The sequence below is a fragment of the Streptomyces sp. NPDC001732 genome (genome assembly GCF_053596315.1).
On sequence record NZ_JBSFFY010000001.1, the window covers coordinates 235,555 to 261,317 of the forward strand.

Sequence of the window (25,763 nt, forward strand, 5' to 3'; positions counted from 1 at the left end):
GGTGCGGCGAGGCCGCCGGGATCGGGGACAATGGGCGCCATGAGCGTTCGACCTGACACAGAAGCCGCTGCGCAGAAGGGCGCGGACCGCGCCCCCCACCGGGCCGGTTTCGCCTGCTTCGTGGGCCGCCCCAACGCGGGCAAGTCCACCCTCACGAACGCTCTGGTCGGCAAGAAGGTGGCGATCACCTCCAACCGCCCCCAGACCACCCGGCACACCGTGCGGGGCATCGTGCACCGCGAGGACGCGCAGCTGATCCTGGTCGACACCCCCGGCCTCCACAAGCCGCGCACGCTGCTGGGCGAGCGGCTCAACGACGTGGTGCGCACCACCTGGGCCGAGGTCGACGTCATCGGCTTCTGCCTGCCCGCCGACCAGAAGCTCGGCCCCGGCGACAAGTACATCGCCAAGGAACTGGCGGCCATCAAGAAGACGCCGAAGATCGCCATCATCACCAAGACCGACCTGGTCGACTCCAAGCAGCTCGCCGAGCAGCTCCTCGCCGTCTCCCGCCTCGGCGAGGAGCTCGGCTTCGAGTGGGCCGAGATCATCCCGGTCTCCGCGGTGAAGGCGGAGCGGGAGGGCGGCACCGGGGCCCCGGCCAAGGACGGGGGCAGGGGAGCCGGGCAGGTCTCCCTGCTGGCCGACCTGATCGCGCCGCTGCTCCCGGAGAGCCCGCCGCTCTACCCGGAGGGCGACCTCACCGACGAACCCGAGATGGTCATGGTCGCGGAGCTCATCCGCGAGGCCGCGCTCGAAGGCGTACGGGACGAGCTGCCGCACTCCATCGCGGTCGTCGTCGAGGAGATGCTGCCCCGCGAGAACCGCCCGGCGGACAAGCCGCTGCTCGACATCCACGCCAACGTCTACATCGAGCGCCCCAGCCAGAAGGGCATCATCATCGGCCCGAAGGGCAGGCGGCTGAAGGACGTCGGCACCAAGTCGCGCAAGCACATCGAGGCACTGCTCGGCACGCCGGTCTTCCTGGACCTCCACGTGAAGGTGGCCAAGGACTGGCAGCGCGACCCCAAGCAGCTGCGCAAGCTCGGCTTCTGAGCCCGCAGTCCTCGCCGGACGCGCCCCGCGGCCCGGAGCCGCGCGGGGCCGTCGGGCCGGACGAGGAACGGCGACACCGCCCCACCGCCCGGCCCGACACCGCCCGGCCCGCCCGGTCCGACGGCGTCAGCCGCGGGGTACCGGCCTCACGCGCCCTCCTTCAGCACGCGTGAGACCAGCGTCCGCTGCGCGTCGCTCAGCTTCGGGTCCGCGCAGTGGACCGTCCGGTCGCCGACCGTGATCCGATACCGGAAGCCGTCCGGCACTCCCTCGGGCGGGGCGTCGTGGCCCGCGGCGAGGGCCGATTCGGCCAGCGCCTCCCACTCCGGCGCGTCGGGCAGTCCGGCGGTGTCGACCTCGCGCCGACGCGCGACACCGGTGAAACCGCCGGTCCTGCTCACCTGAATCCGCATGTGCTGTGTCCTTTGTCGTCGGGCGGGCCGCGCGGGCCGGATCGCCCTACGCGGTCGGGACGCCCACCTCCGACCACGCCTTCAGGACGGCCTCGGTCTCGTCGCCCTCACCGAAGCGGCTGCGTGCCGCGGCGACCGTCAGCCGGGCGAAGTCCGCGAAGTCCGCGTCCACGGCCAGTTGACCACCCGTGAGCACATCGAACCAGAGCTGTCCGGCCCGTTCCCACGCATTGCCGCCCAGCGCCGTCGCCAGCAGGTAGAACGCGCGGTTCGGGATGCCGGAGTTGAGGTGCACCCCGCCGTTGTCGTCGCCGGTGTGGATGTAGTCCTCCATCGACGCCGGCTGCGGGTCCTTGCCGAGCACGTCGTCGTCGTACGCGGTGCCCGGCGCCTTCATCGAGCGCAGAGCGACGCCCTGGACGCCCGGCGCCAGCAGCCCGGCGCCGATCAGCCAGTCGGCCCGGTCGGCGCTCTGGCCCAGCGAGTACTGCTTGACCAGGGAGCCGAAGACGTCGGACATCGACTCGTTGAGCGCACCGGACTGGCCGTAGTAGCTCAGGTTGGCGGTGTACTGGGTCAGGCCGTGGGTCAGTTCGTGGGCGATCACGTCGATGGCGACGGTGAAGTCCACGAAGATCTCGCCGTCCCCGTCGCCGAAGACCATCTGCTCGCCGTCGAAGAAGGCGTTGTTGTACTTCTCGTCGTAGTGCACGGAACCGATCAGCGGCAGCCCGTTGCCGTCGATCGAACGACGCCCGTACGCCTTGAGCAGCAGTTCGAAGGTGGAGCCGAGGCCCGCGTACGCGCGGTTGACGCTCGCGTCCTGCGTCGGGTCCTCGCCCTCGGCGCGGACCTTGGTACCGGGCAGCTGGGTGCCGTTGCGGCAGTCGTAGAGCGTGCGGTCGGGCTTGTCGGACGCCTCGCCCTCGGCCGCGGGGGAGGGGGGCACGGTGACGACCGTGGTCATCTGGCGCCGGGTGCGGCGGGCCGCGTCGGCCTCCAGGGTCCGCCGGGCGGGGCCGGCGAGATCGGGGTTGTCGGACTGGGACAGCTTGTCGAGGAGGTGGGGCGGAACGATGGTGCAGAAGACGGGACGGAACCCGCGCTGAGACTGATTCGGCATGCAGCCGACTGTGACACCGAGTGACGAAGTTGTCACTGGAAGCGGTCAGGATTGACGAAATGGAGTGATCCATCACTGTTGGGCGTTTCCTGCCGCCGGTCCCGCATACTGATACGGGACCGACGCATCAGGGGCCTCTCGGTTAACCTCGTCGCATCATGCGTTTCGGGCTGCTTCTTCTTAGCTGCCGCGGCGAGGGCCTGTAGTCGTAGGCCGACCCCCTCCCCGCGGAGTCTGGTGTTGCAGCAACACAGTCGGCCGTCCCATTGGTTGGACCCCGAGGAGCCGTACGCCATGACCGCCGCAGATCCCGTCCAGACCCCCGCCGCAGCTTCCGTCGGCCGCCCCACGCCGATCACCAACGCGACGCGGCTGCAGAAGCCGTCCGGGATGCCGATCCACAAGTACGGCGTGTACGAGGCCGTCGACATCCCCGACCGCACCTGGCCGGACAACCGGATCACCGTCGCCCCCCGCTGGCTCTCCACCGACCTGCGCGACGGCAACCAGGCCCTGATCGACCCCATGTCGCCGGCCCGCAAGCGCGAGATGTTCGACCTGCTCGTACGCATGGGCTACAAGGAGATCGAGGTCGGCTTCCCGTCCTCCGGCGAGACCGACTTCGCGTTCGTCCGCTCCATCATCGAAGAGGGCGTGATCCCCGAGGACGTGACGATCTCCGTCCTGACGCAGGCCCGCGAGGACCTGATCGAGCGGACCGTGGAGTCCCTGATCGGCGCCCGCCGCGCCACCGTGCACCTGTACAACGCCACGGCGCCCACCTTCCGCCGGGTCGTCTTCCGCGGCTCGAAGGACGACATCAAGCAGATCGCCGTGGACGGCACCCGGCTGGTCATGGAGTACGCGGAGAAGCTGCTGGGCCCGGAGACGATCTTCGGCTACCAGTACAGCCCCGAGATCTTCACCGACACCGAGCTGGACTTCGCCCTGGAGGTCTGCGAGGCCGTCTGCGACGTCTGGCAGCCGGAGGAGGGCCGAGAGATCATCCTCAACCTGCCCGCCACCGTGGAGCGTTCGACGCCCTCCACGCACGCGGACCGGTTCGAGTGGATGTCGCGCAATCTGTCGCGCCGCGAGTTCGTCTGCCTCTCCGTCCACCCGCACAACGACCGGGGCACCGCCGTCGCCGCCGCCGAGCTGGCCCTGATGGCCGGTGCGGACCGCGTCGAGGGCTGCCTGTTCGGCCAGGGCGAGCGCACCGGCAACGTCGACCTGGTCACCCTGGGCATGAACCTGTTCTCGCAGGGCGTCGACCCGCAGATCGACTTCTCGCAGATCGACGAGATCCGCCGCACCAGCGAGTACTGCAACCAGATGGAGGTCCACCCGCGCCACCCCTACGCGGGCGACCTGGTCTACACCGCCTTCTCCGGCTCCCACCAGGACGCCATCAAGAAGGGCTTCGACGCCATGGAGGCCGACGCGGCCGCCCGGGGCAGGACGGTCGACGACATCGAGTGGGCGGTGCCCTACCTGCCGATCGACCCGAAGGACGTCGGCCGCAGCTACGAGGCCGTCATCCGGGTCAACTCGCAGTCCGGCAAGGGCGGAATCGCCTACGTCCTGAAGAACGACCACAAGCTGGACCTGCCGCGCCGGATGCAGATCGAGTTCTCCCGGATCATTCAGGCCAAGACGGACGCCGAGGGCGGCGAGGTCACCCCGGCGCAGATCTGGGCCACCTTCCAGGACGAGTACCTGCCGAACCCGGAGAACACCTGGGGCCGGGTGAAGATCCGCACCGGCCAGGTCACCACCGGCGCCGACGGCCGGGACACGATCACCGTCGAGGCGACGGTGGACGGCGCGGACACGGTGCTGACCGGCGCCGGCAACGGCCCGATCTCCGCCTTCTTCGAAGCGCTGCAGGCCATCGGCATCGACGCCCGTCTGCTGGACTACAGCGAGCACACCATGAGCGAGGGCGCCAGCTCCCAGGCCGCCTCGTACATCGAGTGCGCGATCGACGGAAAGGTCCTGTGGGGCATTGGCATCGACGCCAACACCACCCGCGCCTCGCTGGAGGCGGTCGTCTCCGCGGTCAACCGCGCCGCCCGCTGACCCGGCCGCCCCGAGGGGCGGCAGGCAGCCCGGTCCGAACCCCGTCCACCCGTCTTCGGTGGGCGGGGTTCGGCCATCTCCGGGCGGTTGTGACGATCGGGGTGCTGACGCCGCATCACGACTGTGGTTAACATCACGTCCACGCGGCAATGTTGCCGGAGGGGGCACCTCCCGTGTCCTTGGGGCCACGGGGGAGTTACGGAGGTGTTCGACGTGCGCTCAGCCCTGGGTCGACGTGCCATGAAGCTGCGCATCTGCGGCATGCGCACGGTCTGGGACCCCGTGGGCGACGGCGAGTTCTTCTGCCCCGGCTGCGGCGGCGACCGCAACTACCGCAGGCTCACCGGCCGGCGCCGCTTCGCGGTCCTCGGCGTACCGATGCTGCGGCGCGGCACCGTGGGCCCCGTCGTCGAATGCGCCGCCTGCCGGGACCGCTTCGGCACCGACGCCCTCGACCACCCCACCACCACCCGGCTCTCCGCCATGCTCCGGGAAGCCGTCCACACCGCCGTGCTCGGCGTCCTCGCAGCGGGCGGCGCCTCCTCCCGGACGGTCCTGGAGACCGCGGCCGCCATCGTGCGCGGCGCCGGATTCGACGACTGCACCGAGGAACAGCTCCGCACCGTCGTCGAGGTCCTCGCCGCCGACATCGGCCAGGGCCCCGCCCTCGACCTCACGGCCGAGGCGTGCGGAGCGGCCCTCGTCATCGAACTGCACGAGGCGCTGGGCCCCCTCGCCCCGCACCTGGCCGCCGCCGGCCGCGAATCGATCCTGCTGCAGGCCGCCCGGGTCGCGCTCGCCGACGGCCCCTACGGACAGGCCGAGCGCGAGGTGCTGACCACGATCGGCGGCGCGCTGCGGATCGGCGCCGAGGACACCGCCCGGCTCCTCGCCGAGGCGGCCCGCACCCCCTCCTGACGCCCCCGCCCGCCCCCGGCCGGACGGAAGACGGGCCGGGGAACCGTTTCCGTACCGGACAATGGACGCATGAGCTTGTTCCGGGACGACGGCGTGGTGCTGCGCACGCAGAAGCTGGGCGAGGCCGACCGGATCATCACGATCCTGACCCGGGGCCACGGCCGGGTGCGGGCCGTGGCCCGCGGGGTGCGGCGCACGAAGTCCAAGTTCGGGGCGCGGCTGGAACCCTTCTCCCACGTGGACGTGCAGTTCTTCGCCCGCGGCAGCGAACTGGTCGGCCGCGGCCTGCCGCTGTGCACCCAGAGCGAGACGATCGCCCCGTACGGCGGCGGCATCGTCACCGACTACGCCCGTTACACCGCGGGCACCGCGATGCTGGAGACCGCCGAGCGGTTCACCGACCACGAGGGCGAACCCGCGGTCCAGCAGTACCTGCTGCTCGTCGGCGGACTGCGCACCCTGGCCCGCGGCGAGCACGAGCCGCACCTCGTCCTCGACGCGTTCCTGCTGCGCTCCCTCGCCGTCAACGGCTACGCCCCCAGCTTCGAGGACTGCGCGAAGTGCGGAATGCCCGGACCGAACCGGTTCTTCTCCGTCGCGGCGGGCGGCGTCATATGCGCCGACTGCCGGGTACCCGGCAGCGTCGTACCCTCGGCTGAGGCCGTCACCCTGCTGAGCGCCCTGCTCAGCGGAGACTGGGCGACGGCGGACGCGTGCGAGGCGCGTCATGTCAGGGAGGGGAGCGGACTGGTGTCCGCCTATCTGCACTGGCATCTGGAGCGCGGGCTGCGCTCACTGCGGTACGTAGAGAAGTGACACAGGCAGATCAGGCACAGGGAGCGAGACAGTTTCATGGCAGTACGCGGGATGCTCGGCGGCCGTAACCGGCGCGACTACAAGACCCCGGAGCCGCACCCGTCCGGTGCCACGCCCCCGAAGATCCCCGGCGAGCTGGTGCCCAGGCACGTCGCCGTCGTGATGGACGGCAACGGCCGCTGGGCCAAGGAACGCGGCCTCCCGCGCACCGAGGGCCACAAGGTCGGCGAGGGCGTCGTCATGGACGTCCTCAAGGGCTGCATCGAGATGGGGGTCAAGAACCTCTCGCTGTACGCGTTCTCCACCGAGAACTGGAAGCGGTCCCCGGAAGAGGTGAAGTTCCTGATGAACTTCAACCGGGACGTCATCCGCCGCCGCCGCGACGAGATGGACGAGCTGGGCATCCGCATCCGCTGGGTGGGCCGCATGCCCAAGCTGTGGAAGTCCGTCGTCCAGGAGCTCCAGGTCGCCCAGGAGCAGACCAAGGACAACGACAAAATGACGCTGTACTTCTGCGTCAACTACGGCGGCCGGGCCGAGATCGCCGACGCCGCGCAGCGCATCGCGCGGGACGTCGCGGCCGGGAGGCTGGACCCGTCCAAGGTCAACGAGAAGACCTTCGCGAAGTACATCTACTACCCGGACATGCCGGACGTCGACCTCTTCGTCCGCCCCAGCGGCGAGCAGCGCACCTCCAACTACCTGATCTGGCAGAGCGCCTACGCCGAGATGGTCTTCCAGGACGTGCTCTGGCCGGACTTCGACCGCCGCGACCTGTGGCGGGCCTGCCTGGAGTACGCCCAGCGCGACCGCCGCTTCGGCGGCGCGGTGGAGGCGCCGCAGCAGCCCGAGGGGTGAGCGCGAAGGGGCCCGGGGCGCGATGCCCCGGGCCCCTGGACCGTGTCCGCGCCGTCACTTCTCCGTGGCCGCGCACTCCGCGCACGTACCGAAGATCTCCACGGTGTGCGCGACGTTCACGTACCCGTGCTGGGAAGCGATCGTCTCCGCCCACTGCTCCACGGCGGGACCCTCGACCTCCACGGCCTTGCCGCACATCCGGCACACCAGATGGTGGTGGTGCTCCCCGGTCGAGCAGCGGCGGTACACGGACTCGCCGTCCGTGGTGCGCAGCACGTCCACCTCGCCCGCGTCGGCGAGGGACTGGAGCGTGCGGTAGACGGTGGTCAGCCCGACCGAGTCGCCGCGGTGCTTGAGCACGTCGTGCAACTCCTGGGCGCTGCGGAACTCGTCCACCTCGTCGAGCGCCGCCGCCACCGCCGCCCGCTGCCGGGTGGACCGGCCACGTACCGGGGCCGCGTTCGTTCCACTGATCGGCGCCGTCGCCACAGCAGCCTCCTCGTGTCGCCCGTACCTGTGTCGGGCCATTGTGCCAGCCCGACAGGTTCTTAAGGCCGGACCCGGAGATCGTCCGTGGCGGGCCGGGCGGCCGGCACCTCCACGGCCGACATCTCCAGGGTGCACTCCCGCGTTGCCGCTTCGTCGTTCCGGGCGCGCCTCCTGGCCAGCGGGGTCGCGAGCAGCGTCAGGGCGACGAAGACCGCGATGGCCAGCAGCACGATCGTCGCGCCGGGCGGGACGTCCTGGTAGTACGAGGTCACGGTGCCGGCCAGGGTCACCGCCGTACCGATGACGACCGACAGCACGAACGTCACCTTGAAGGACCGGGAGATCTGCTGGGCGGCCGCGACCGGCACCACCATCAGCGCGCTGACCAGCAGCAGCCCGACGACCCGCATCGCCACGGTGACGGTCACCGCGGCGGTGACGGCGATCAGCAGGTTCAGCGCGCGCACCGGCAGCCCGGTGACCCGGGCGAACTCCTCGTCCTGGCTGACGGCGAACAGCTGCCGCCGCAGTCCCAGCGTCACCAGCAGCACGAAGGCGGCCAGCAGGCAGATCGCGGTGATGTCCTCGGTGGAGACCGTGGACAGGGAGCCGAAGAGGTACGAGGTGAGGTTGGCGTTGGAGCCGGTGTCGGAGAGGTTGATCAGCAGCACGCCGCCCGCCATGCCGCCGTAGAACAGCATGGCCAGCGCGATGTCGCCGCGGGTGCGTCCGTACCAGCGGATCAGCTCCATCACGACGGCGCCCGCGACGGCGACGGCCGTGGCCATCCACACCGGGCTGGTGGAGAGCAGGAAGCCGAGGCCGACGCCGGTCATCGCGATGTGGCCGATGCCGTCGCCCATCAGGGCCTGGCGGCGCTGGACGAGGTAGACGCCGACGGCGGGGGCGATGACGCCGACCAGTACGGCGGCGAGCAGGGCCCGCTGCATGAAGGGGGGGTCGAGGAATTCCATGATCAGCTCAGCAGTCCCGTCCGGAGGGGCTCGGAGGCGGCGTGCGGGTGTACGTGGTCGTGGCCGGGCAGGGCGTGCTGGCCCAGCGCCTTCGGGGGCGGCCCGTCGTGCATCACACAGCCGTCGCGCAGCACGATCGCGCGGTCGATCAGCGGCTCCAGCGGGCCCAGCTCGTGCAGCACGAGCAGGACGGTGGCGCCGGCCGCGACCTGTTCGCGCAGGGTCGAGGCGAGGATCTCCTGGCTGGCCAGGTCGACGCCGGCCATCGGTTCGTCCATGATCAGCAGTTCCGGTTCGGCGGCCAGCGCGCGGGCGATCAGCACCCGCTGGTGCTGTCCGCCGGAGAGCGCGCCCACCGAGTCCCCGGCCCGGTCGGCGAGGCCGACGAGCTCGATGGCCCGGTCGACGGCGGCCCGGTCGGCCTTGCGGAGCAGGCCCAGCCTCGCCCGGGACAGCCGTCCGGAGGAGACGACCTCGTGGACCGTGGCGGGGACGCCGCCGGCCGCCGTGGTGCGCTGGGGCACGTAGCCCACGCGCGCCCAGGAGCGGAAGCGGCGCAGCGGGGTGCCGAACAGCTCGACGGAGCCGCCGGTGAGCGGGACCTGGCCGATGGCGGAGCGCACGGCGGTGGACTTGCCCGAGCCGTTGGCGCCGAGCAGGGCGACGACCTCGCCGCGGTGGACGGTCAGGTCGATGCCGCGCAGCACCGGGCGGGCGCCGAGCGTGGCCGTGGCGCCCCGCAGGGCCATCACGGGTTCGGTCGTGGGGCTCCCGGTTTCGGGCATGAGCGCCTCCGATGCTGCTGTGGCGGGGGTTACGGGGGTCACTTCGCGCCGAGCGCCTTCTGCAGGGCCGCGAGGTTGGACCGCATGACCTCGATGTAGTCGGCGCCCTTGGACTTGTCCGTGATTCCTTCGAGCGGGTCCAGGACGTCGGTCTTCAGACCGGTGTCCCGGGCGAGGGTCTTCGCGGTCCTGTCGCTGGCGAGCGTCTCGAAGAACACGGTGGTGGCCCCGTCCTTCTTCGCGATGGCGTGGATCTCGCCGATCCGGGCGGGGCTGGGCTCGGCCTCGGGGTCGACGCCGGCGATGCCCTCCTGGACCAGGCCGTAGCGCTCGGCGAGGTAGCCGAAGGCGGAGTGGGTGGTGACGAAGGTCTTGGTGGCGGTGTTCCGCAGCCCGTCCTCGTACGCCGTGTTCAGGCCGTCGAGCTCGGTGACCAGGGCCTGCGTGTTCTTGCGGTAGTCCGCGGCGTGGTCCGGGTCGGCCTTCTCCAGCGACTTGCCGACGCCCTTGGCGACCTCGGCGTACTTCACCGGGTCCAGCCAGACGTGGGGGTCGGAACCGGTCTCGTCGCCGTGCTCGTGGCCGTGTTCGTCGTGCTCGTCGGCGCCGGCCTCGGTGCCGTGCTTCTCCAGCGTGGTGAGCTTCGCGGCGTCGACGGCGTCCTTCGCCCCGGACTGCTCGATGGCGTCGTCCACGGCGGGCTGGATGCCCTTGAGGTACAGGATGCAGTCGGCGTCGGTGAGTCCGCCGATCTGCCGCGGGCTGAGCTCCAGGTCGTGCGGCTCGACGCCCGGCTTGGTCAGCGTGGTGACGGAGACGTGCTCGCCACCTATTCGCTCGGCCAGGAACTGCATCGGGTAGAACGAGGCCACTACGTCCAGCTTGTCGCCGTTCTTGTGGTCCGCGGCGTCCGATGAGGAGCAGGCGGTGAGGGCCGTGAGACCGAGGACGACCGCTCCGGCGACGGCGGCGGTGGGTATGAGGCGGCTTACGTTCATGACAGTCATTTTCAACAAAGTTGGAAACGATTGTCAACAAGCCCGATGAGATGACTGCGCCGCCGACCGCGCCGGTACCGATTTGATCGGAGGGGCGCGCCCGCCGGTAATCTGAGGTATTCGCCCCCTCGCCTCCCGATCTCCCCGACCGGGGCGCTTCGCGGCATCCCTGTCCGTTTCGTCGTTGTAATGAAGAGAGCACCGTGGCCGCCGACAAGATCGACTCCATCGTCAGCCTGAGCAAGCGCCGTGGCTTCGTCTACCCCTGCAGTGAGATCTACGGTGGCCAGAGGGCCGCCTGGGACTACGGGCCGCTGGGTGTCGAGATGAAGGAGAACCTCAAGCGTCAGTGGTGGCGCTACATGGTCACCGCGCGCGAGGACGTGGTCGGCATCGACTCGTCGGTCATCCTGGCCCCCGAGGTGTGGGTGGCCTCCGGTCACGTCGCCACCTTCACCGACCCGCTGACCGAGTGCACCTCCTGCCACAAGCGCTTCCGCGCCGACCACCTGGAGGAGGCGTACGAGGAGAAGCACGGCCACGTGCCCGCGAACGGCCTGGCCGAGCTCAACTGCCCCAACTGCGGCAACAAGGGCACCTTCACCGAGCCCAAGCAGTTCTCGGGCCTGCTCTCCACCCACCTCGGCCCGACCCAGGACTCCGGCTCGGTCGCCTATCTGCGCCCCGAGACCGCGCAGGGCATCTTCACCAACTTCGGCCAGGTGCAGCAGACCTCGCGCAAGAAGCCGCCGTTCGGCATCGCCCAGATGGGCAAGTCCTTCCGGAACGAGATCACGCCGGGCAACTTCATCTTCCGCACCCGCGAGTTCGAGCAGATGGAGATGGAGTTCTTCGTCAAGCCGGGCGAGGACGAGGAGTGGCAGCAGTACTGGATGGACCAGCGCTGGAACTGGTACACGGACCTCGGCCTGCGCGAGGAGAACATGCGCTGGTACGAGCACCCGGCGGAGAAGCTCTCCCACTACTCCAAGCGCACCGCCGACATCGAGTACCGCTTCCGCTTCGGCGGCAGCGAGTGGGGTGAGCTGGAGGGCGTCGCCAACCGCACGGACTACGACCTCAAGGCGCACTCCAAGGCCTCGGGCACCGACCTGGTCTTCTTCGACCAGGAGGCCGGCGAGCGCTGGACCCCGTACGTCATCGAGCCCGCGGCCGGGGTCGGACGCGCGATGCTCGCCTTCCTCCTCGACGCCTACATCGAGGACGAGGCGCCCAACGCCAAGGGCGTCATGGAGAAGCGCACCGTGATGCGTCTCGACCCGCGCCTGGCGCCGGTCAAGGTCGCCGTCCTGCCGCTGTCGCGCAACCCGCAGCTGTCGCCGAAGGCCAAGGGCCTGGCGGCCGACCTGAGGAAGAACTGGAACATCGAGTTCGACGACGCGGGCGCCATCGGCCGCCGCTACCGTCGCCAGGACGAGATCGGCACCCCGTTCTGCGTCACCGTCGACTTCGACACCCTCGACGACAACGCGGTGACCGTGCGCGAGCGCGACACCATGAAGCAGGAGCGCGTCTCCCTGGCCCAGGTCCAGGCGTACCTCGCCGCCCGGCTGATCGGCTGCTGACCCACCGCGCCACGGACGAAGCCCCGGTTCCCGCACGGAGCCGGGGCTTCGCCGCGCCTGCGGCCGGTCGGACGAAAAGCGGGTGCGACGGTGCGGGGGGCCGGGGTACGGTGCGGCCATGTCTTCGTTCTTCCAGATCTACGAGTGAGAGCGCGGCGGGCCCGACCGCCCGCCGCCCACCGGACTGAATCCAGGTCGTTCCAGACCTCACTTCGCACCATGAACGGGAGAACGCCGTGGCCAAGAGCCGCAACAACCTCCTCGGCGTGGGCGGACAGCGCAAGAAGCTGTCCCGCGCCGACCAGCAGGGCGTGGGTCCCGCCCGCGTCACCGACCGCAGGACGGCGGCCGACCAGAAGCAGGAGCTGCTGCGCAAGATGCGCGAGCGTGCACAGTCGGGCACGGCCTCCGCACAGCCGGAGCCGAACGCGGCGGACGCCTCTGCACCGTCCGACGCCCCCGCCCAGGACGCGCCGGACCAGAGCTGACGCCTCCGCACCACCCGTACGACCGTGGGCCCGGATCACCCGATGATCCGGGCCCACGCCCTTTGCCCACTGTCCCGTGCCTCTGTGCCCCGGACCCGGTCGCCCCGCCGCCGAGGAGACCGCGCGGCGGCTGCGGCGCCTTCAGGACCGGGAGCCCGCCGAAGTCTGGTCCCCGGCCGGGGAGGACTTCGGCTCCTCCAGCAGCTCCGCGGTCCGGCGCGCCGTCTCCCGCGCCCAGCGCCCGCTGGTCAGCGCCCCGACCAGCAGCACGCACAGCCCGCACCCGCCGATGATCCACCAGGCGGGCCTGCTCGCGTCCACGAAGGCGGCTGCGTAAGCGGCGCCGCGCGGCGATCCGGTGCCCGCCACCCCCGCCGCCAGCACCGCACCGATCACGGCGACCCCGAGCGTCCCGCCGATCTGCCGGCTGGTCGAGGCGACCGCGGCGGCCACCCCGGCCTGCGCGCGCGGCATCCCGGAGACGGCCGTATTGGTGATCGGCGCGTTCACCATGCCGAAGCCGAGACCGAACAGCACATAGCCGGTGAACAGCAGCACCTCGTCCGCCTCCGCACCGAACGCGGCGAACAGCACCCCGCACGCCGTCATGGTCACGCCCGCCACGAGCAGCGGCAGCCGGGGCCCGCGGTTGCCGACGAGCCGCCCCGAGAGCGGCGCGCAGACGAAGGTGAGGGCCGCCATCGGCAGCATGTACAGACCGGCGTGCAGGGCGCTCAGCCCGCGCACGTTCTGCAGGTACAGGGTGTTGAGGAAGAGGAACCCGCTCAGCGCGGCGAAGGAGCAGATCGCGATGGCGGTGGCGCCGCTGAACGGGGCGCTGTGGAAGAACCGCAGGTCGATAAGGGGTTCGGCACGCCGGGGCTCGTACAGCAGCAGTCCGACGAGTGAGCACGCGGCGAGCGCGGCGAAGACCGGGATGCGGGCCGAGGACCAGCCCGCCGAGGGCGCCTCGATGATCGCGTACGTCAGCGAGCCGAGCAGCCCGATCACCAGCAGCTGCCCCACCGGGTCGGGGCGACGCGGCTTCGGGGCACGGGACTCGGGGACGTACCGCCAGGTGAGCAGGAACGCGGCGATCCCGACCGGCAGATTGACCCAGAAGATCGACCGCCAGCCGACCGAGTCCACCAGCAGACCGCCGACCAGCGGCCCCGCGGCCATGGAGATGCCGACGACACCGCCCCACACCCCGATGGCACGGGCCCGTTCGCGCGGGTCGGTGAAGGTGTTGGTGATGATCGACATCGCGACGGGGTTGAGCATCGAACCGCCCACCGCCTGCACCATCCGGAACGCCACCAGCGACTCCAGGTTCGGCGCCAGCGAGCAGAGCAGCGAGCCGAGGGTGAACAGGACGAGCCCGGCCTGGAAGACCTTCCGGCGTCCGATCCGGTCGGCGGTGGAGCCCGCGAGCATCAGCAGCGAGGCCAGGACGAGGGTGTAGGCGTCGATCGTCCACTGCATGCCCGCGACGGTGGCGTGCAGCTCCTTCTGCATGGCGGGCAGGGCGACATTGAGCACGGTGTTGTCGAGGCTGACGATCAGCAGGCTCATACAGCAGATCGCCAGCACCAACTGCCGTCGGCGGGGGCTCAGCTCAGGCATACATGGATAGTACGTTTAACTAACGAACTCCGCCGGTGGGCTGCGCCGCCCGGTACGCGACAATGGAGCAATGACCACGCTCGCCCCCTCGCTCCCGCTGCTCCGGATCGGCCCGCACACGGTGCAGCCGCCCGTGGTGCTGGCCCCCATGGCCGGCATCACCAACGCCCCCTTCCGCACCCTGTGCCGGGAGTTCTCCGGCGGCAAGGGGCTGTTCGTCAGCGAGATGATCACCACGCGGGCGCTGGTCGAGCGCAACGAGAAGACCATGCAGCTCATCCACTTCGACGCGAGCGAGACCCCGCGCTCGATCCAGCTGTACGGAGTGGACCCGGTCACCGTCGGCAAGGCCGTTCGGATGATCGTCGACGAGGACCTCGCCGACCACATCGACCTGAACTTCGGCTGCCCGGTCCCCAAGGTGACCCGCAAGGGCGGTGGCTCGGCCCTCCCGTACAAGCGGCCGCTGCTGCGCGCGATCCTCAACCAGGCGGTCTCCAACGCGGGCGACCTGCCGGTCACCATCAAGATGCGCAAGGGCATCGACGACGACCACATCACCTACCTGGACGCGGGCCGGATCGCGGTCGAGGAGGGCGTCACGGCCGTCGCCCTGCACGGCAGGACGGCCGCCCAGCACTACGGCGGAACCGCCGACTGGGACGCCATCGCCCGGCTCAAGGAGCATGTCCCGGAGATCCCCGTCCTCGGCAACGGCGACATCTGGTGCGCGGACGACGCGCTGCGGATGATGCGCGAGACCGGCTGCGACGGCGTGGTCGTGGGGCGCGGCTGCCTGGGCCGGCCCTGGCTCTTCGGCGACCTGGTGCGGGCGTTCGAGGGTGCGGGGGCGGGTGCGGCGCCATCCGGCCCGGACGCGCCCCGCACCGCCGCGGCGCCGGGGCTGCGCGAGGTCGCCGACGTCATGCTGCGCCACGCGACGCTGCTCGGCGAATGGATCGGTGACGAGGCGCGGGGCGTGATCGACTTCCGCAAGCACGTCGCCTGGTACCTCAAGGGGTTCTCGGTCGGTTCCGAGATGCGCAAGAAGCTCGCGGTCACCTCGTCGCTGGAGGAGCTGGCCGGGCAGCTGCAGGAGCTGGACCTGGACCAGCCGTGGCCGGACGGCGCGGACGGGCCGCGCGGGCGCACCTCGGGCAACAACCGCGTGGTGCTGCCGGACGGCTGGCTGAAGGACCCGTACGACTGCGCGGGCGTCAGCCCGGACGCGGAGCTGGACACCTCGGGCGGCTGAGGACGGCCCCCCGGCCGGTTCCGGACGGTTCCGGGCCGGGATGCTCCTCGCTCCTTCCTTCGGCGCTCCTCGGTTCTTCCTCCGGCTTTCCCCCGGCCTTCCCGGGTCTTGCTCCGACCCTCAGGGGCACGCGGCGCCATGGGCACCGCGTGCCTCTTCTTTTGTCCTGCTCATCTGAGCGCTTTATCCGGCCGGAATCGGCGACGGTTCGGTCGGAACGCGCCTCGAACCCATCGGAGGCGGGCGGTGCGCCCCGATTTCGCTCACGCTCGGCTGCCCCTGATGATCATTACGTGACATCGGCTCGTCGACCGGGCGTCCGGATGGTGACATCTGAGCATCGCTCGTAGAGTGATTCTCGCCACCCTGAGAGCCGCGTCGCTCAAATGAGCGCAATTTTGAGAGCTGCATTTCTCAAATGATGGCACTGGGTGCCATGGGGCTCCACTTTGATCGATCGACGCTTCCCTTGCGCAGCGTCACCGAAATGGTGGAATCCGATGGCGTCGAGTGTTTATGTGTTCAGGAGTTGAATGAATGACGCCGATCGGACGGAAGATCGCGTCACTTTCGATCTGCTGGCGGACGGGTGGTTGAGGCCTCGTGACGCGCAAGTGGACGTACCCAGACACCTTCGATCTGGGTATGTTCCTCGCCGTCAGGGCAGCCACCGCGTCCTCGAGGAGTCGAGACCCGTGTCGGAAAACAAAGATCCCCAGGTAACCACCCCGGAGACCCAGGGCCAGAAGTTCGTCTACGACTTCACCGAGGGCAACAAGGATCTGAAGGATCTCCTCGGCGGCAAGGGCGCGAACCTCGCCGAGATGACCAACCTCGGTCTCCCCGTCCCTCCGGGCTTCACCATCACCACCGAGGCCTGCAAGGTCTACCTGGAGAGCGGCGCGGAACCGGCGGAGCTGCGCGACGAGGTCAGCGCGCACCTCGACGCCCTCGAGACGCGGATGGGCAAGAAGCTCGGCCAGGCGGACGACCCGCTGCTGGTCTCGGTCCGCTCCGGCGCGAAGTTCTCGATGCCCGGCATGATGGACACGGTCCTCAACATCGGCCTCTCGGACGAGTCCGTGGCCGGTCTCGCCGCGCAGGCGGGCGACGAGCGGTTCGCCTGGGACTCCTACCGCCGCCTCATCCAGATGTTCGGCAAGACCGTCCTCGGCGTCGACGGCGACCTCTTCGAGGAGGCGCTGGAGGCGGCGAAGGAGGCCAAGGGCGTCACGGTCGACGTCGATCTGGACGCGGCCGACCTGAAGAAGCTGGTCGAGCAGTTCAAGAAGATCGTCGTGCGGGACGCCGGGCGCGACTTCCCGCAGGACCCGCGCGAGCAGATGGACCTGGCCATAAAGGCGGTCTTCGACTCGTGGAACACCGACCGGGCCAAGCTCTACCGCCGTCAGGAGCGCATCCCCGGCGACCTCGGCACCGCCGTCAACGTCTGCTCGATGGTCTTCGGCAACCTCGGCCCCGACTCCGGCACCGGTGTCGCCTTCACCCGTGACCCGGCCAGCGGCCACCAGGGCGTCTACGGCGACTACCTGCAGAACGCCCAGGGCGAGGACGTCGTCGCAGGCATCCGCAACACCATGCCGCTCGCCGAGCTGGAGTCGATCGACAAGAAGTCGTACGACCAGCTGATGCAGATCATGGAGACCCTCGAAACGCACTACAAGGACCTGTGCGACATCGAGTTCACCATCGAGCGCGGCCGGCTGTGGATGCTCCAGACCCGGGTCGGCAAGCGCACCGCCGGTGCCGCCTTCCGGATCGCCACCCAGCTCGTCGACCAGGGCCTGATCGACGAGGCGGAGGCGCTCCAGCGGGTCAACGGGGCACAGCTGGCCCAGCTGATGTTCCCGCGCTTCGACGACGAGGGAGCCATCGGCGGGAAGGGGCCCGAGCTGCTGGGCCGGGGCATCGCCGCCTCGCCGGGCGCCGCCGTCGGCAAGGCCGTCTTCGACTCGTACACCGCGGTGAAGTGGTCCCGCTCCGGCGAGAAGGTCATCCTCATCCGCCGCGAGACCAACCCGGACGACCTCGACGGCATGATCGCGGCCGAGGGCATCCTGACCTCGCGCGGCGGCAAGACCTCGCACGCCGCCGTCGTGGCGCGCGGCATGGGCAAGACCTGCGTCTGCGGCGCCGAGGACCTGGAGGTCGACACCAAGCGCCGCCGGATGACGGTGGGCGGCCGGGTCATCGAGGAGGGCGACCTCGTCTCCATCGACGGCTCCACCGGCAAGGTGTACCTCGGTGAGGTCCCCGTCGTGCCGTCCCCGGTCGTCGAGTACTTCGAGGGCCGGATGCACGCGGGCGCCGACGACGCCGACGAACTGGTCGCCGCCGTGCACCGGATCATGGCGTACGCGGACCGGGTGCGCCGGCTGCGGGTGCGGGCCAACGCCGACAACGCCGAGGACGCGCTGCGGGCCCGCCGCTTCGGCGCCCAGGGCATCGGCCTGTGCCGCACCGAGCACATGTTCCTCGGCGAGCGCCGCGGGCTGGTCGAGAAGCTGATCCTCGCGGACACCGACGCCGAGCGCGAGGCGGCGCTGGGCGAGCTGCTGCCGCTCCAGAAGGCCGACTTCATCGAGCTGTTCGAGGCGATGGACGGGCTGCCCGTCACCGTGCGGCTGCTCGACCCGCCGCTGCACGAGTTCCTGCCGGACATCACGGAGCTCTCGGTGCGCGTCGCGCTCGCCGAGTCCCGCAAGGACGCCAACGAGAACGACCTGCGCCTGCTCCAGGCCGTGCACAAGCTGCACGAGCAGAACCCGATGCTGGGTCTGCGCGGCGTGCGCCTCGGTCTCGTCATCCCGGGCCTGTTCGCCATGCAGGTACGGGCGATCGCCGAGGCCGCGGCCGAGCGGAAGAACGCCAAGGGCGACCCGCGCGCCGAGATCATGATCCCGCTCGTCGGCACGGTCCAGGAGCTGGAGATCGTCCGCGAGGAGGCCGACCGGGTCATCGCCGAGGTCGAGGCCGCCACCGGCACCCGGCTGAAGCTCACCATCGGCACGATGATCGAGCTGCCGCGCGCCGCGCTGACCGCCGGTCAGATCGCCGAGGCCGCGCAGTTCTTCTCCTTCGGCACGAACGACCTGACCCAGACGGTGTGGGGCTTCTCCCGCGACGACGTGGAGGCCTCGTTCTTCACCGCGTACCTGGAGAAGGGCATCTTCGGGGTGTCGCCGTTCGAGACGATCGACAAGGACGGCGTCGGATCGCTGGTCCGCAGCGCCGTCGCGGCCGGCCGGGCCACCCGCCCGGACCTGAAGCTCGGCATCTGCGGCGAGCACGGCGGCGACCCGGAGTCGGTGCACTTCTTCCACGAGGTGGGTCTGGACTACGTGTCCTGCTCCCCGTTCCGCATTCCCGTCGCCCGCCTCGAAGCGGGCCGGGCGGCGGCGGAATCGCAGGGCAGCGACAGCCGCTGACCCGACACCGCGGTCCCTGACCCGGGTCCGCCGCCGGAGCACCGCCCTCACCGGTCCGGCGGCGGTCCCGGAACGCCGGAGGCGGCGACACCCTGTGCGGGGGTGTCGCCGCCTCGCTTTGTTCCGGTTGTTCCGTGGCAATGTCTGTTCGACGGCCGGTCTTTTCTTCGACCATTCGCAGGGTTCGTTCAATACGCAAAGACGTTGGCGGGAAGGGGCCGGGATGCGGTCCATGGGTCCCCACCCATGGACCGCACCCGGGTTACCCCCGTCGGGTACGGAGCCGCACCGTCGCGCACCGCCGCCGAACGAGCAAAACCCCCCACGGCCTTCACTCGCTCTTCCGGTGGCTCCGGATACGCACCCGACGTCGTACAGCTTTTCGGGTGACATGCCTCCTGGGCGAGGCGTTTCACCTGTGGCCGAAACCTCGTGGTGACGTGCTGTTACGGGTCGCATACCCTTGGGTGGGGGGTAATTGCAGGTGCAACAGGTGGGGGTCCGGTGCTGCGTATCCATTTGTCCGGAGTGGACCTTTCCAAGGTGCGGATGGCCACCCGGCCGGATGCGCTGTGGGAAACCATTCTGAGTTTTCACCGGTTGCGGGACCGGCGCGGTTCCGCGGTGTTCGGGAAATGGCGCAAGGAAACCCGGCCTCGGTTGAATGGTGAAGTACGCCTGCTGGCCGCCGTGATTCCACCGCGCGGCTATTTCCCGGATTTCCTGACGCCTTCTCAGGAAGGCGGCGAGCCCTACGGCATCGACGCCGGAATGGAGGCCCTGCGCGGTACGCCGCCCGCCCGCGTCCGCGCCGAACTCGCCCTGCTGTCCGCCGAACGCCGTGATGCGGCCCGCTGTCCGGGCGGCGACGACGCACAGCTCGGCCGGCTCGCCCGCGCCCTGCGCGACTACCACCGCGCCGCGATCGAGCCCTACTGGCCGCACATCCGGGCCAGCGTCGAGGCCGACCGTGCCATACGCGGCCGCGCGCTCCTGGACGGCGGCGCGCACGAACTGCTCGCCTCCCTGCCGCCGATGATCCGCTGGCGGGCCCCGGTGCTGGAGGCGGACTACCCGGTGGACCGGGAGATCCGCCCGGACGGACGGGGGCTGCTGCTCCAGCCGTCCTACTTCTGCCGCGTCACCCCGGTCGTCTACCGCGACCCGCGGCTCCCGCCGGTCCTCGTCTACCCCGTCACCCACTCCCGCGCCCCGGTCTTCGCCGAACCCGAACCGGGCCCCTGGCTCGGCCGGCTTCTCGGCAACACCCGCTCCACCGTCCTGAACGCCATCGGCAACGGCTGCACGACCAGCGAACTCGCCCTGCGCGCCGGGGTCTCCCTCGCCTCGGCGAGCCAGCACGCCTGTGTACTGCGCGAGGCGGGCCTGATCCACACCCTGCGGCACGGCGGCTCGGTCCTGCACACGCTGACCCCGCTGGGCGGATCACTGCTCCGGGGCGGCGCCCCGCTCGCGATGTCCTGACGCCCAGGGGCGCGCGGGGCCGACGGGAGGGGCGGGAGGGGCCGACGGGCGCGCGGGGGGCCGGCGGGCGCGCGGGGGGCCGGCGGGCGCGCGGGGGGCCGGCGGGCGCGCGGGTGGCAGGTGGCAGGTGGCAGGTGGCGAAAAATCTCCTGCGGATTTTCTTCGCCGACGGCGATGAGTTCCGGGGAGCCCGGCCGTCTACCTGTCGTACACGCTCGAACAACAGGGTTCGGGCAAGAGTGGAGAGCGAAGCGGCCATGCCTCAGATGATCTTCGTCAACCTGCCGGTCAAGGACCTCGAAGCGACCAAGTCCTTCTTCGGCAAGCTGGGCTTCTCGTGCAACCCGCAGTTCAGCGACGAGCACGCCGCGTGCCTCGTCATCAGCGACACCATCTTCGCGATGCTCCTCTCCGAGCCGCGCTTCAAGGAGTTCACCAAGAAGGAGATCGCCGACGCCTCGAAGTCCACCGAGGTGATCCTCGCCCTGAGCGCCGACAGCAGGGAGAAGGTGGACGAGCTGGTCGACACCGCCCTCGCCTCCGGCGGATCGCCCGCCAACGAGACGATGGACCACGGCCACATGTACGGCCGTTCCTTCCAGGACCCGAACCACCACATCTGGGAGGTCGTGTGGATGGACCCGGCCGCCATCGGCAGGCAGTGCTGAGAACCACGGACCGCGAACCACGGACGGCGGGGCCGGGTCTCAGGAGTCGAGCCCCGGATACGTCACCCCCGTGAGCTGCTCCGACGCCACCCAGAGCCGCTCGCTCGCCACATCGTCCAGCGTCCAGGCCGCCCGCCGGGACGGAGCCGGCGCACCGCGCCAGCCCAACAGGCCCGGCCCGGTGAACGAATCGGGGGACACGTCGGGCGCGGTGGCCGCGTAGAGCGTGGGCAGCGCACCCATGGATGCGGGCTGGGCGATGAGCCGGTTGCCGAACCCGAACACCCGCTCTGCCACCCTGCGGTTCTCCATCCGGGCGGCGGCGGTCTGCAGATTGGTCGACGCGTATCCCGGGTGCGCGGCGGCTGCCACCAGACCCGAGCCGGCCCTCGCGAGCCGCCGGGCCAGCTCGTGCACGAAGAGCAGATTGGCCGTCTTCGAGCGGGCGTACGCGATCCAACGCCGGTAGTCCCGCTCGCTGTTGAGATCCCCCATGTCGATGTTCGACAGGGCGTGCAGCCCGCTGGAGACGCTCACCACCCGCGCTCCGGGCGTATCGACGAGCCTCGGGAACAACAGCCCGGTCAGGGCGAAGTGCCCGAGGTGGTTGACACCGAACTGCCGCTCGAAGCCGTCGGCCGTCCTCCCGTACGGGAGGGCCATCACGCCCGCGTTGTTGATCAGCAGATCGATCCGCTCGGGCACGCGGTTCGCGGCGAACTCGCGCACGGACGCCAGATCGGCCAGGTCGAGCGGTACGAACTCCACGTCCGCGCCGGTCACGGCCGTCCGGATGCGGGACTCGGCCGCCCTGCCACGCGCCTCGTCGCGGCAGGCGAGCAGCACCCGTGCGCCGCACCGGGCCAGCTCCCGCGCGGTGAACAGACCGATCCCGCTGTTGGCTCCGGTGACCACGGCCGTGCGGCCGCTCGGGTCCGGGATGTCGCTCGCGTTCCAGCCCTTGCTCATGGCCCAAGCGTACGGCGGCGGGGTCTTGGCCGGACCGGTGCGTTCCGGGGTTCGTCGTCGGCGGCGGAGTCGTTGCCGGTGGGGGATTCGTTGCCGGTGGGGGAGCCGGGGCCACGGGGTGCGGGAACCTCAGAACCGGCTCAACTTTCCCGGCATCAGGCCGAAGTGGTTGGACGGGGCACGCATCGCGTCCTTAAGGTCGCGAGCATGCCCGACATAACGCTCACCGCCTTGATCGTCCTCTGCCTCGCCGCCGCCGCGGCCGGCTGGATCGACGCGGTGGTGGGCGGCGGGGGACTGCTTCTGCTGCCCGCGCTGCTCCTGGGCCTGCCGCACGTCCCCGCCGCGCACGTGCTGGGCACGAACAAGGCGGTCGCCATCGTCGGCACCACGGGGGCCGCCGTGACGTATGTGCGCAAGACGCCGGTCAAGGTGGCGACGGCCCTGCGGATCGGGTTCGCGGCCCTGGCAGGGTCGATGACCGGCGCGTTCTTCGCCGCCGGGATCAGCAGCGATGTGCTCCGTCCGGTGATCATGGTGGTGCTGCTGGCCGTCGCGGCGTTCGTGATGCTGCGGCCCTCGTTCGGCAGCACCGTGGACGAGGGCGCGCGGCGCGAGGCCGGCCGTGCCCGCACCGTCGCCGCCATCGTGCTGGTCGGCGGCGGGATCGGCTTCTACGACGGGCTGTTCGGGCCGGGCACGGGCACCTTCCTGGTGCTGGCGCTGACCGCGGTGCTCCACCTCGACCTGGTGAACGCCTCCGCCACCGCCAAGATCGTCAACGTCTGCACCAACGCGGGCGCGCTGGCGATGTTCGCGTACCAGGGCAGCGTGCTGTGGCAGCTGGCCGCGCTGATGGCGGTGTTCAACCTGGCGGGCGGGCTCGTCGGGGCGCGGATGGCGCTCAGCAGGGGCAGCGGGTTCGTCCGCGGGGTGCTGCTGGTCGTGGTGTTCTCACTGGTCGCGAAGCTGGCGTTCGACCAGTGGGCGGCCTGAGAACCTGCCGGACGGCCCCCGGCCGGGGGCGACCGCCCGGCCGGAGGGTCACCTGCCGGACGCCGGGCGGCGGGGCTCAGCGCACGGCGGTCAGATGCGCGTACGCCACCACGTTGCCCTCGTACCCCGTCTCCTCCGAGAAGCCGCCGCCGCAGGTGATCAGCCGCAGCGAGGCGTAGGGCGAGGCGCCGTACACCCGCTCGTCGGGGAAGGCGTCGTTCTCGTAGACCTCGGTCGCGTCGAGCGAGAAGACGGCGGTGCGCCCGTCCCGGCGGACCACCTCGACCGTGCTGCCCTTCTGGAGGGCTCCCAGGTCGTAGAAGACCGACCGCCCCTGCGCGTTGTCGACGTGACCGGCGACGATGGCGCTGCCCAGGGAACCCGGGGGAGTGCCGTCGCGGTACCAGCCGACGACATTGCGGTTCCCGGCCGGCGGCACGTCGAGGCTGCCGTCGGGGCCGAGCCCGAGCCGCATCACCGGCGCGTCGACCCGGATGCTCGGGATGCGCAGGCGTACGGGTTCCGAGGGCTTCAGCGGCTGGGCGAGCGGGGAGCCCGGCTGGAGTTCCGGACCGCTCGCGAAGCCCTGCGCGGTGGTCGGCCGGGGCGGGACCAGCTGGGTGTCGGAGCCGTTCCGGATCAGCCAGACGCCGACCAGCGCGGCGATGACCAGCAGCCAGCCCTTGGCCTTCTGGGACACGGTCGTCCTCCGGGTGACGGAAACGGGAACGGTCCCGTCCCGGTGGCGCGCGGCCACCGGGACGGAAACCAGGCGGTACGGAGACGTGAATCCGGCTCCGTCAGCAGGCTCCCTGCGTGCCGCTCGCCCGGCGACGCAGGAGCCAGGCTCCGCCGACGGCGGTCACGGCGAGAACGCCGGCGCCCGCCGCGATCTGGGTGGTGTCGGACCGGACGCTGCCGCCGACCCCTGTTCTGACGTGCCCGGTCGGGCCGGTCGGCGTGGTCGAGGAGCCCTCGTGCTCCGAGGACGAGCTGTCGTGCCCGGACGAGGAACCGTCGTGCTTCGCCGGGTCCTCCTCCCCGGAAGGCTTCCAGCTCTCACGGCCGGACGACGAGGAGCTGTCGCGCCCGCCCGACTCCTCGTCCCCCTTGTCGCCCTTGCCTCCCTGGTCCGTCTTCTCTTCGCCGCCTCCCCCGTCCTCCTCGTCCCCGGACGCCTTGTCGTGCCCGCCCGGCAGACCGAGTCCGGAGAGGGCGTCGAGCCCGCCCGCGGAGTCGAGCAGCGAGGGGACGCCGAGTCCGGAGAGCGCGTCGAGCCCGAACTGGGCGTCCGCGCCCGGCCCGGCGACGGCGTCGTCCGAGCCCTCTTCGTCGGCGGGCTGCGCCATCGGCCTGTCGACGGTCCGGGACACGGCGTTCGCCGAGCCGGTCCGCAGTGCCTCGGTGTCACCTGCGTACGCGGTCGGCCCGGCGACGAAGAGGCCGAGCGCGGCTATGGTGACCGCCGAAGCGGCGGCACCGGTCACGGGGCGGACAGGACGCATGGGGGGTTCCTCCGGCGATGGGGGGCGAGTCGGTGTGTCCTGGCTCCGAGCTAACGGGCGGGCCGCCACCCATGCCTGCTGACACCAAGTCAGCTTTCACCCGATCGGACCGGCGCGGCAGCCTTGCCGGAATATGATCGCGCAGGTCACTGCGGTAATCGAAGGTGGTGGGAGCGGTCTCGCGCCGCCCGGCGCCGAACGGGTGAAGGCGCCCCGGAAAAAGTGGCGCACATCACACGCATGAGGGGGCGAGGGCCGGGCACACGTCTCACACCCCCCACGGGACGGTCCATCGGCCGCCCCCGGCCGCCGCCCCCACCGGATTCGTCCCCCCAGGACCCGGTGGGGGCGGAACCGTTCCCGGGTCCGGCGGGCGGAACCGTTCCGCGGCGGTCCGGACCGCCCCCGGCGTCAGATCACGTCCCCGGGCGCGGCGTCGTACGCCCGCCCGATCCGTGCCATCAGCTCCTCGTCCACCGCGAACTCCGTGTCGTCGATCCGCCGGACCGGCGCGATGCCCTGCGAGTTGGTGAGGAACGCCGCCCCGAACGAGGGCAGCGTGTCCAGCGTCACCGGCCGCCGCACGGACTCCAGCCCCGCGGCGGGCAGTTGCCGCTCCAGCAGCGCCATGGTGGTGCCGAGCAGACAGGGGGCATCGGGCCAGACCACCGAAGTGCCGTCCCAGAAGCCGACATTGGTGATCGCCCCCTCCGCCACCGTGCCGTCCGGCGCGGTCAGCAGGGCCTCGTCGAAACCGGCGCGTGCGGCCTGCCGCGCGTAGTACATCTGGCCGAACTCCCCGGGACGCTTGATGTGCGGCACGGTGCGGACGTACGGGACGGACATCAGGGCGTGCGGTTCGGTGGACTTCCGCGCCGGTTCGCGCACCGTCACCATGACGGTGGTCTCCGCGTCGTCCGGGGGCAGGAAGCCGTGCACCCGGACGGAGGCGTCCCGCACCCCGGCGCCGTCCAGCGCGTGCCGGACCAGCCCGCGGACCCGCTCCCCGTCCAGCGGGCGCTCGAACAGCTCCCGGTTCGCGGAGTCCAGCCGGGCCAGATGCAGCGCGAGACCGCGCACCTTCCCGTCCCTGACCTGCATGGCGGTGAAATGGCCGTAGCCGGAGAAGGCCGGAATCCGCAGATCCTCCTCGGTGGCCGGGTGCCCGTCGAACTCGGCGTACGGGAAGGGCGGGTGCGGGGAAGTCGTCATGGGTCCACCGTA

23 protein-coding genes are annotated in these 25,763 nt (G+C 70.8%); 12 read left to right on the forward strand and 11 right to left on the reverse strand.

Going from position 1 to position 25,763, the window contains the following annotated elements; genetic code table 11:
- Nucleotides 1–30 precede the first annotated feature (30 nt).
- Entirely contained in the window at nt 31–1,056 is a 1,026-nt protein-coding gene (locus ACWCXX_RS00935) for a GTPase Era (protein ID WP_451122909.1), read from the forward strand.
- A 146-nt stretch (nt 1,057–1,202) separates the two neighbouring features.
- Here ACWCXX_RS00935 and ACWCXX_RS00940 read toward each other — a convergent pair whose 3' ends face one another.
- Entirely contained in the window at nt 1,203–1,469 is a 267-nt protein-coding gene (locus ACWCXX_RS00940) for a protealysin inhibitor emfourin (RefSeq protein ID WP_451122911.1), read from the reverse strand.
- Nucleotides 1,470–1,515: 46 nt separating this feature from the next.
- On the reverse strand, nt 1,516–2,592 hold the full coding sequence (locus ACWCXX_RS00945; protein WP_451122913.1) for a M4 family metallopeptidase: 1,077 nt from the start codon (nt 2,590–2,592) through the stop codon (nt 1,516–1,518).
- 294 nt (nt 2,593–2,886) lie between these two features.
- Between ACWCXX_RS00945 and leuA the strand changes: the two genes are divergently transcribed.
- The 4 genes from leuA (at nt 2,887) to ACWCXX_RS00965 (ending at nt 7,266) form a co-directional block, all read left to right on the forward strand.
- Nucleotides 2,887–4,674, forward strand: coding sequence for a 2-isopropylmalate synthase (leuA, locus tag ACWCXX_RS00950; protein WP_451122915.1), 1,788 nt, complete (start codon nt 2,887–2,889; stop codon nt 4,672–4,674).
- Nucleotides 4,675–4,914: 240 nt separating this feature from the next.
- Nucleotides 4,915–5,592, forward strand: a complete 678-nt coding sequence (locus ACWCXX_RS00955; protein ID WP_451123534.1) for a TerB family tellurite resistance protein — start codon at nt 4,915–4,917, stop codon at nt 5,590–5,592.
- A 69-nt stretch (nt 5,593–5,661) separates the two neighbouring features.
- Complete coding sequence (gene recO / locus ACWCXX_RS00960) at nt 5,662–6,408, forward strand: DNA repair protein RecO (RefSeq protein ID WP_451122917.1); 747 nt, start codon at nt 5,662–5,664, stop codon at nt 6,406–6,408.
- A 36-nt stretch (nt 6,409–6,444) separates the two neighbouring features.
- Entirely contained in the window at nt 6,445–7,266 is an 822-nt protein-coding gene (locus ACWCXX_RS00965) for an isoprenyl transferase (RefSeq protein WP_451122919.1), read from the forward strand.
- A gap of 54 nt (nt 7,267–7,320) precedes the next feature.
- On the opposite strand, the gene ACWCXX_RS00970 is transcribed toward ACWCXX_RS00965, so the two are convergent.
- From ACWCXX_RS00970 to ACWCXX_RS00985, 4 genes are read right to left on the reverse strand one after another with little or no spacing between them, the layout of a single operon-like run.
- Nucleotides 7,321–7,755 carry a Fur family transcriptional regulator gene (locus tag ACWCXX_RS00970; RefSeq protein ID WP_451122921.1) on the reverse strand — a complete coding sequence of 145 codons (435 nt, stop codon included), beginning with the start codon at nt 7,753–7,755 and terminating at the stop codon, nt 7,321–7,323.
- 59 nt (nt 7,756–7,814) lie between these two features.
- A complete protein-coding gene (locus ACWCXX_RS00975; protein ID WP_451122923.1) occupies nt 7,815–8,729 on the reverse strand; it encodes a metal ABC transporter permease in 915 nt (304 codons plus the stop codon).
- 2 nt (nt 8,730–8,731) lie between these two features.
- Nucleotides 8,732–9,514 (reverse strand): metal ABC transporter ATP-binding protein, encoded by a 783-nt coding sequence (locus tag ACWCXX_RS00980; RefSeq protein WP_451122925.1) that lies wholly within the window; start codon nt 9,512–9,514, stop codon nt 8,732–8,734.
- A 38-nt stretch (nt 9,515–9,552) separates the two neighbouring features.
- Nucleotides 9,553–10,512 (reverse strand): metal ABC transporter substrate-binding protein, encoded by a 960-nt coding sequence (locus ACWCXX_RS00985; RefSeq protein WP_451122927.1) that lies wholly within the window; start codon nt 10,510–10,512, stop codon nt 9,553–9,555.
- Nucleotides 10,513–10,715: 203 nt separating this feature from the next.
- On the opposite strand from ACWCXX_RS00985, the gene ACWCXX_RS00990 reads away from it, so the two are divergent.
- The gene (locus tag ACWCXX_RS00990; RefSeq protein ID WP_451122929.1) at nt 10,716–12,098 is read left to right on the forward strand and encodes a glycine--tRNA ligase; all 1,383 of its coding nucleotides are present in this window, start codon (nt 10,716–10,718) and stop codon (nt 12,096–12,098) included.
- A 236-nt stretch (nt 12,099–12,334) separates the two neighbouring features.
- Entirely contained in the window at nt 12,335–12,586 is a 252-nt protein-coding gene (locus ACWCXX_RS00995) for a DUF6243 family protein (RefSeq protein WP_451122931.1), read from the forward strand.
- Nucleotides 12,587–12,727: 141 nt separating this feature from the next.
- Here the strand turns inward: ACWCXX_RS00995 and ACWCXX_RS01000 are convergent, their stop codons facing one another.
- The gene (locus tag ACWCXX_RS01000) at nt 12,728–14,212 is read right to left on the reverse strand and encodes an MFS transporter (protein WP_451122933.1); all 1,485 of its coding nucleotides are present in this window, start codon (nt 14,210–14,212) and stop codon (nt 12,728–12,730) included.
- Between the two features lie 70 nt (nt 14,213–14,282).
- On the opposite strand from ACWCXX_RS01000, the gene dusB reads away from it, so the two are divergent.
- The 4 genes from dusB (at nt 14,283) to ACWCXX_RS01020 (ending at nt 21,069) form a co-directional block, all read left to right on the forward strand.
- The gene (gene dusB / locus ACWCXX_RS01005) at nt 14,283–15,467 is read left to right on the forward strand and encodes a tRNA dihydrouridine synthase DusB (RefSeq protein WP_451122935.1); all 1,185 of its coding nucleotides are present in this window, start codon (nt 14,283–14,285) and stop codon (nt 15,465–15,467) included.
- Nucleotides 15,468–16,162: 695 nt separating this feature from the next.
- Nucleotides 16,163–18,916, forward strand: coding sequence for a pyruvate, phosphate dikinase (ppdK, locus tag ACWCXX_RS01010; protein ID WP_451122937.1), 2,754 nt, complete (start codon nt 16,163–16,165; stop codon nt 18,914–18,916).
- A 504-nt stretch (nt 18,917–19,420) separates the two neighbouring features.
- The gene (locus ACWCXX_RS01015) at nt 19,421–20,401 is read left to right on the forward strand and encodes an ArsR/SmtB family transcription factor (protein WP_451122939.1); all 981 of its coding nucleotides are present in this window, start codon (nt 19,421–19,423) and stop codon (nt 20,399–20,401) included.
- A gap of 257 nt (nt 20,402–20,658) precedes the next feature.
- Entirely contained in the window at nt 20,659–21,069 is a 411-nt protein-coding gene (locus ACWCXX_RS01020) for a VOC family protein (protein WP_451122941.1), read from the forward strand.
- Nucleotides 21,070–21,108: 39 nt separating this feature from the next.
- Here the strand turns inward: ACWCXX_RS01020 and ACWCXX_RS01025 are convergent, their stop codons facing one another.
- Nucleotides 21,109–22,038 (reverse strand): oxidoreductase, encoded by a 930-nt coding sequence (locus ACWCXX_RS01025; RefSeq protein ID WP_451122943.1) that lies wholly within the window; start codon nt 22,036–22,038, stop codon nt 21,109–21,111.
- A 207-nt stretch (nt 22,039–22,245) separates the two neighbouring features.
- Between ACWCXX_RS01025 and ACWCXX_RS01030 the strand changes: the two genes are divergently transcribed.
- Nucleotides 22,246–23,034, forward strand: a complete 789-nt coding sequence (locus tag ACWCXX_RS01030; protein ID WP_451122945.1) for a sulfite exporter TauE/SafE family protein — start codon at nt 22,246–22,248, stop codon at nt 23,032–23,034.
- Between the two features lie 76 nt (nt 23,035–23,110).
- Here ACWCXX_RS01030 and ACWCXX_RS01035 read toward each other — a convergent pair whose 3' ends face one another.
- From ACWCXX_RS01035 to ACWCXX_RS01045, 3 genes are all read right to left on the reverse strand, one after another.
- Entirely contained in the window at nt 23,111–23,734 is a 624-nt protein-coding gene (locus ACWCXX_RS01035; protein WP_451122947.1) for a class F sortase, read from the reverse strand.
- Nucleotides 23,735–23,834: 100 nt separating this feature from the next.
- Nucleotides 23,835–24,539: a hypothetical protein gene (locus ACWCXX_RS01040; protein ID WP_451122949.1), complete on the reverse strand. Its 705-nt coding sequence runs from the start codon at nt 24,537–24,539 to the stop codon at nt 23,835–23,837.
- Nucleotides 24,540–24,950: 411 nt separating this feature from the next.
- Nucleotides 24,951–25,751, reverse strand: coding sequence for an aminotransferase class IV family protein (locus tag ACWCXX_RS01045; protein WP_451122951.1), 801 nt, complete (start codon nt 25,749–25,751; stop codon nt 24,951–24,953).
- Nucleotides 25,752–25,763 lie beyond the last annotated feature (12 nt).

What these genes read in the sequence shown, in the direction of transcription:
- ACWCXX_RS00945 (WP_451122913.1), bottom strand. Translation starts at nt 2,592, where the DNA reads ATGCCGAATCAGTCTCAGCGCGGGTTCCGTCCCGTCTTCTGCACCATC.
- ACWCXX_RS00975 (WP_451122923.1), bottom strand. Translation starts at nt 8,729, where the DNA reads ATGGAATTCCTCGACCCCCCCTTCATGCAGCGGGCCCTGCTCGCCGCC.
- ACWCXX_RS01025 (WP_451122943.1), bottom strand. Translation starts at nt 22,038, where the DNA reads ATGAGCAAGGGCTGGAACGCGAGCGACATCCCGGACCCGAGCGGCCGC.
- dusB (WP_451122935.1), top strand. Translation starts at nt 14,283, where the DNA reads ATGACCACGCTCGCCCCCTCGCTCCCGCTGCTCCGGATCGGCCCGCAC.
- ACWCXX_RS00940 (WP_451122911.1), bottom strand. Translation starts at nt 1,469, where the DNA reads ATGCGGATTCAGGTGAGCAGGACCGGCGGTTTCACCGGTGTCGCGCGT.
- recO (WP_451122917.1), top strand. Translation starts at nt 5,662, where the DNA reads ATGAGCTTGTTCCGGGACGACGGCGTGGTGCTGCGCACGCAGAAGCTG.
- ACWCXX_RS01020 (WP_451122941.1), top strand. Translation starts at nt 20,659, where the DNA reads ATGCCTCAGATGATCTTCGTCAACCTGCCGGTCAAGGACCTCGAAGCG.
- ACWCXX_RS00965 (WP_451122919.1), top strand. Translation starts at nt 6,445, where the DNA reads ATGGCAGTACGCGGGATGCTCGGCGGCCGTAACCGGCGCGACTACAAG.
- ACWCXX_RS01000 (WP_451122933.1), bottom strand. Translation starts at nt 14,212, where the DNA reads ATGCCTGAGCTGAGCCCCCGCCGACGGCAGTTGGTGCTGGCGATCTGC.
- ACWCXX_RS00980 (WP_451122925.1), bottom strand. Translation starts at nt 9,514, where the DNA reads ATGCCCGAAACCGGGAGCCCCACGACCGAACCCGTGATGGCCCTGCGG.
- ACWCXX_RS01040 (WP_451122949.1), bottom strand. Translation starts at nt 24,539, where the DNA reads ATGCGTCCTGTCCGCCCCGTGACCGGTGCCGCCGCTTCGGCGGTCACC.
- ACWCXX_RS01045 (WP_451122951.1), bottom strand. Translation starts at nt 25,751, where the DNA reads ATGACGACTTCCCCGCACCCGCCCTTCCCGTACGCCGAGTTCGACGGG.
- ACWCXX_RS01030 (WP_451122945.1), top strand. Translation starts at nt 22,246, where the DNA reads ATGCCCGACATAACGCTCACCGCCTTGATCGTCCTCTGCCTCGCCGCC.
- ACWCXX_RS00985 (WP_451122927.1), bottom strand. Translation starts at nt 10,512, where the DNA reads ATGAACGTAAGCCGCCTCATACCCACCGCCGCCGTCGCCGGAGCGGTC.
- ACWCXX_RS00955 (WP_451123534.1), top strand. Translation starts at nt 4,915, where the DNA reads ATGAAGCTGCGCATCTGCGGCATGCGCACGGTCTGGGACCCCGTGGGC.
- leuA (WP_451122915.1), top strand. Translation starts at nt 2,887, where the DNA reads ATGACCGCCGCAGATCCCGTCCAGACCCCCGCCGCAGCTTCCGTCGGC.
- ACWCXX_RS00935 (WP_451122909.1), top strand. Translation starts at nt 31, where the DNA reads ATGGGCGCCATGAGCGTTCGACCTGACACAGAAGCCGCTGCGCAGAAG.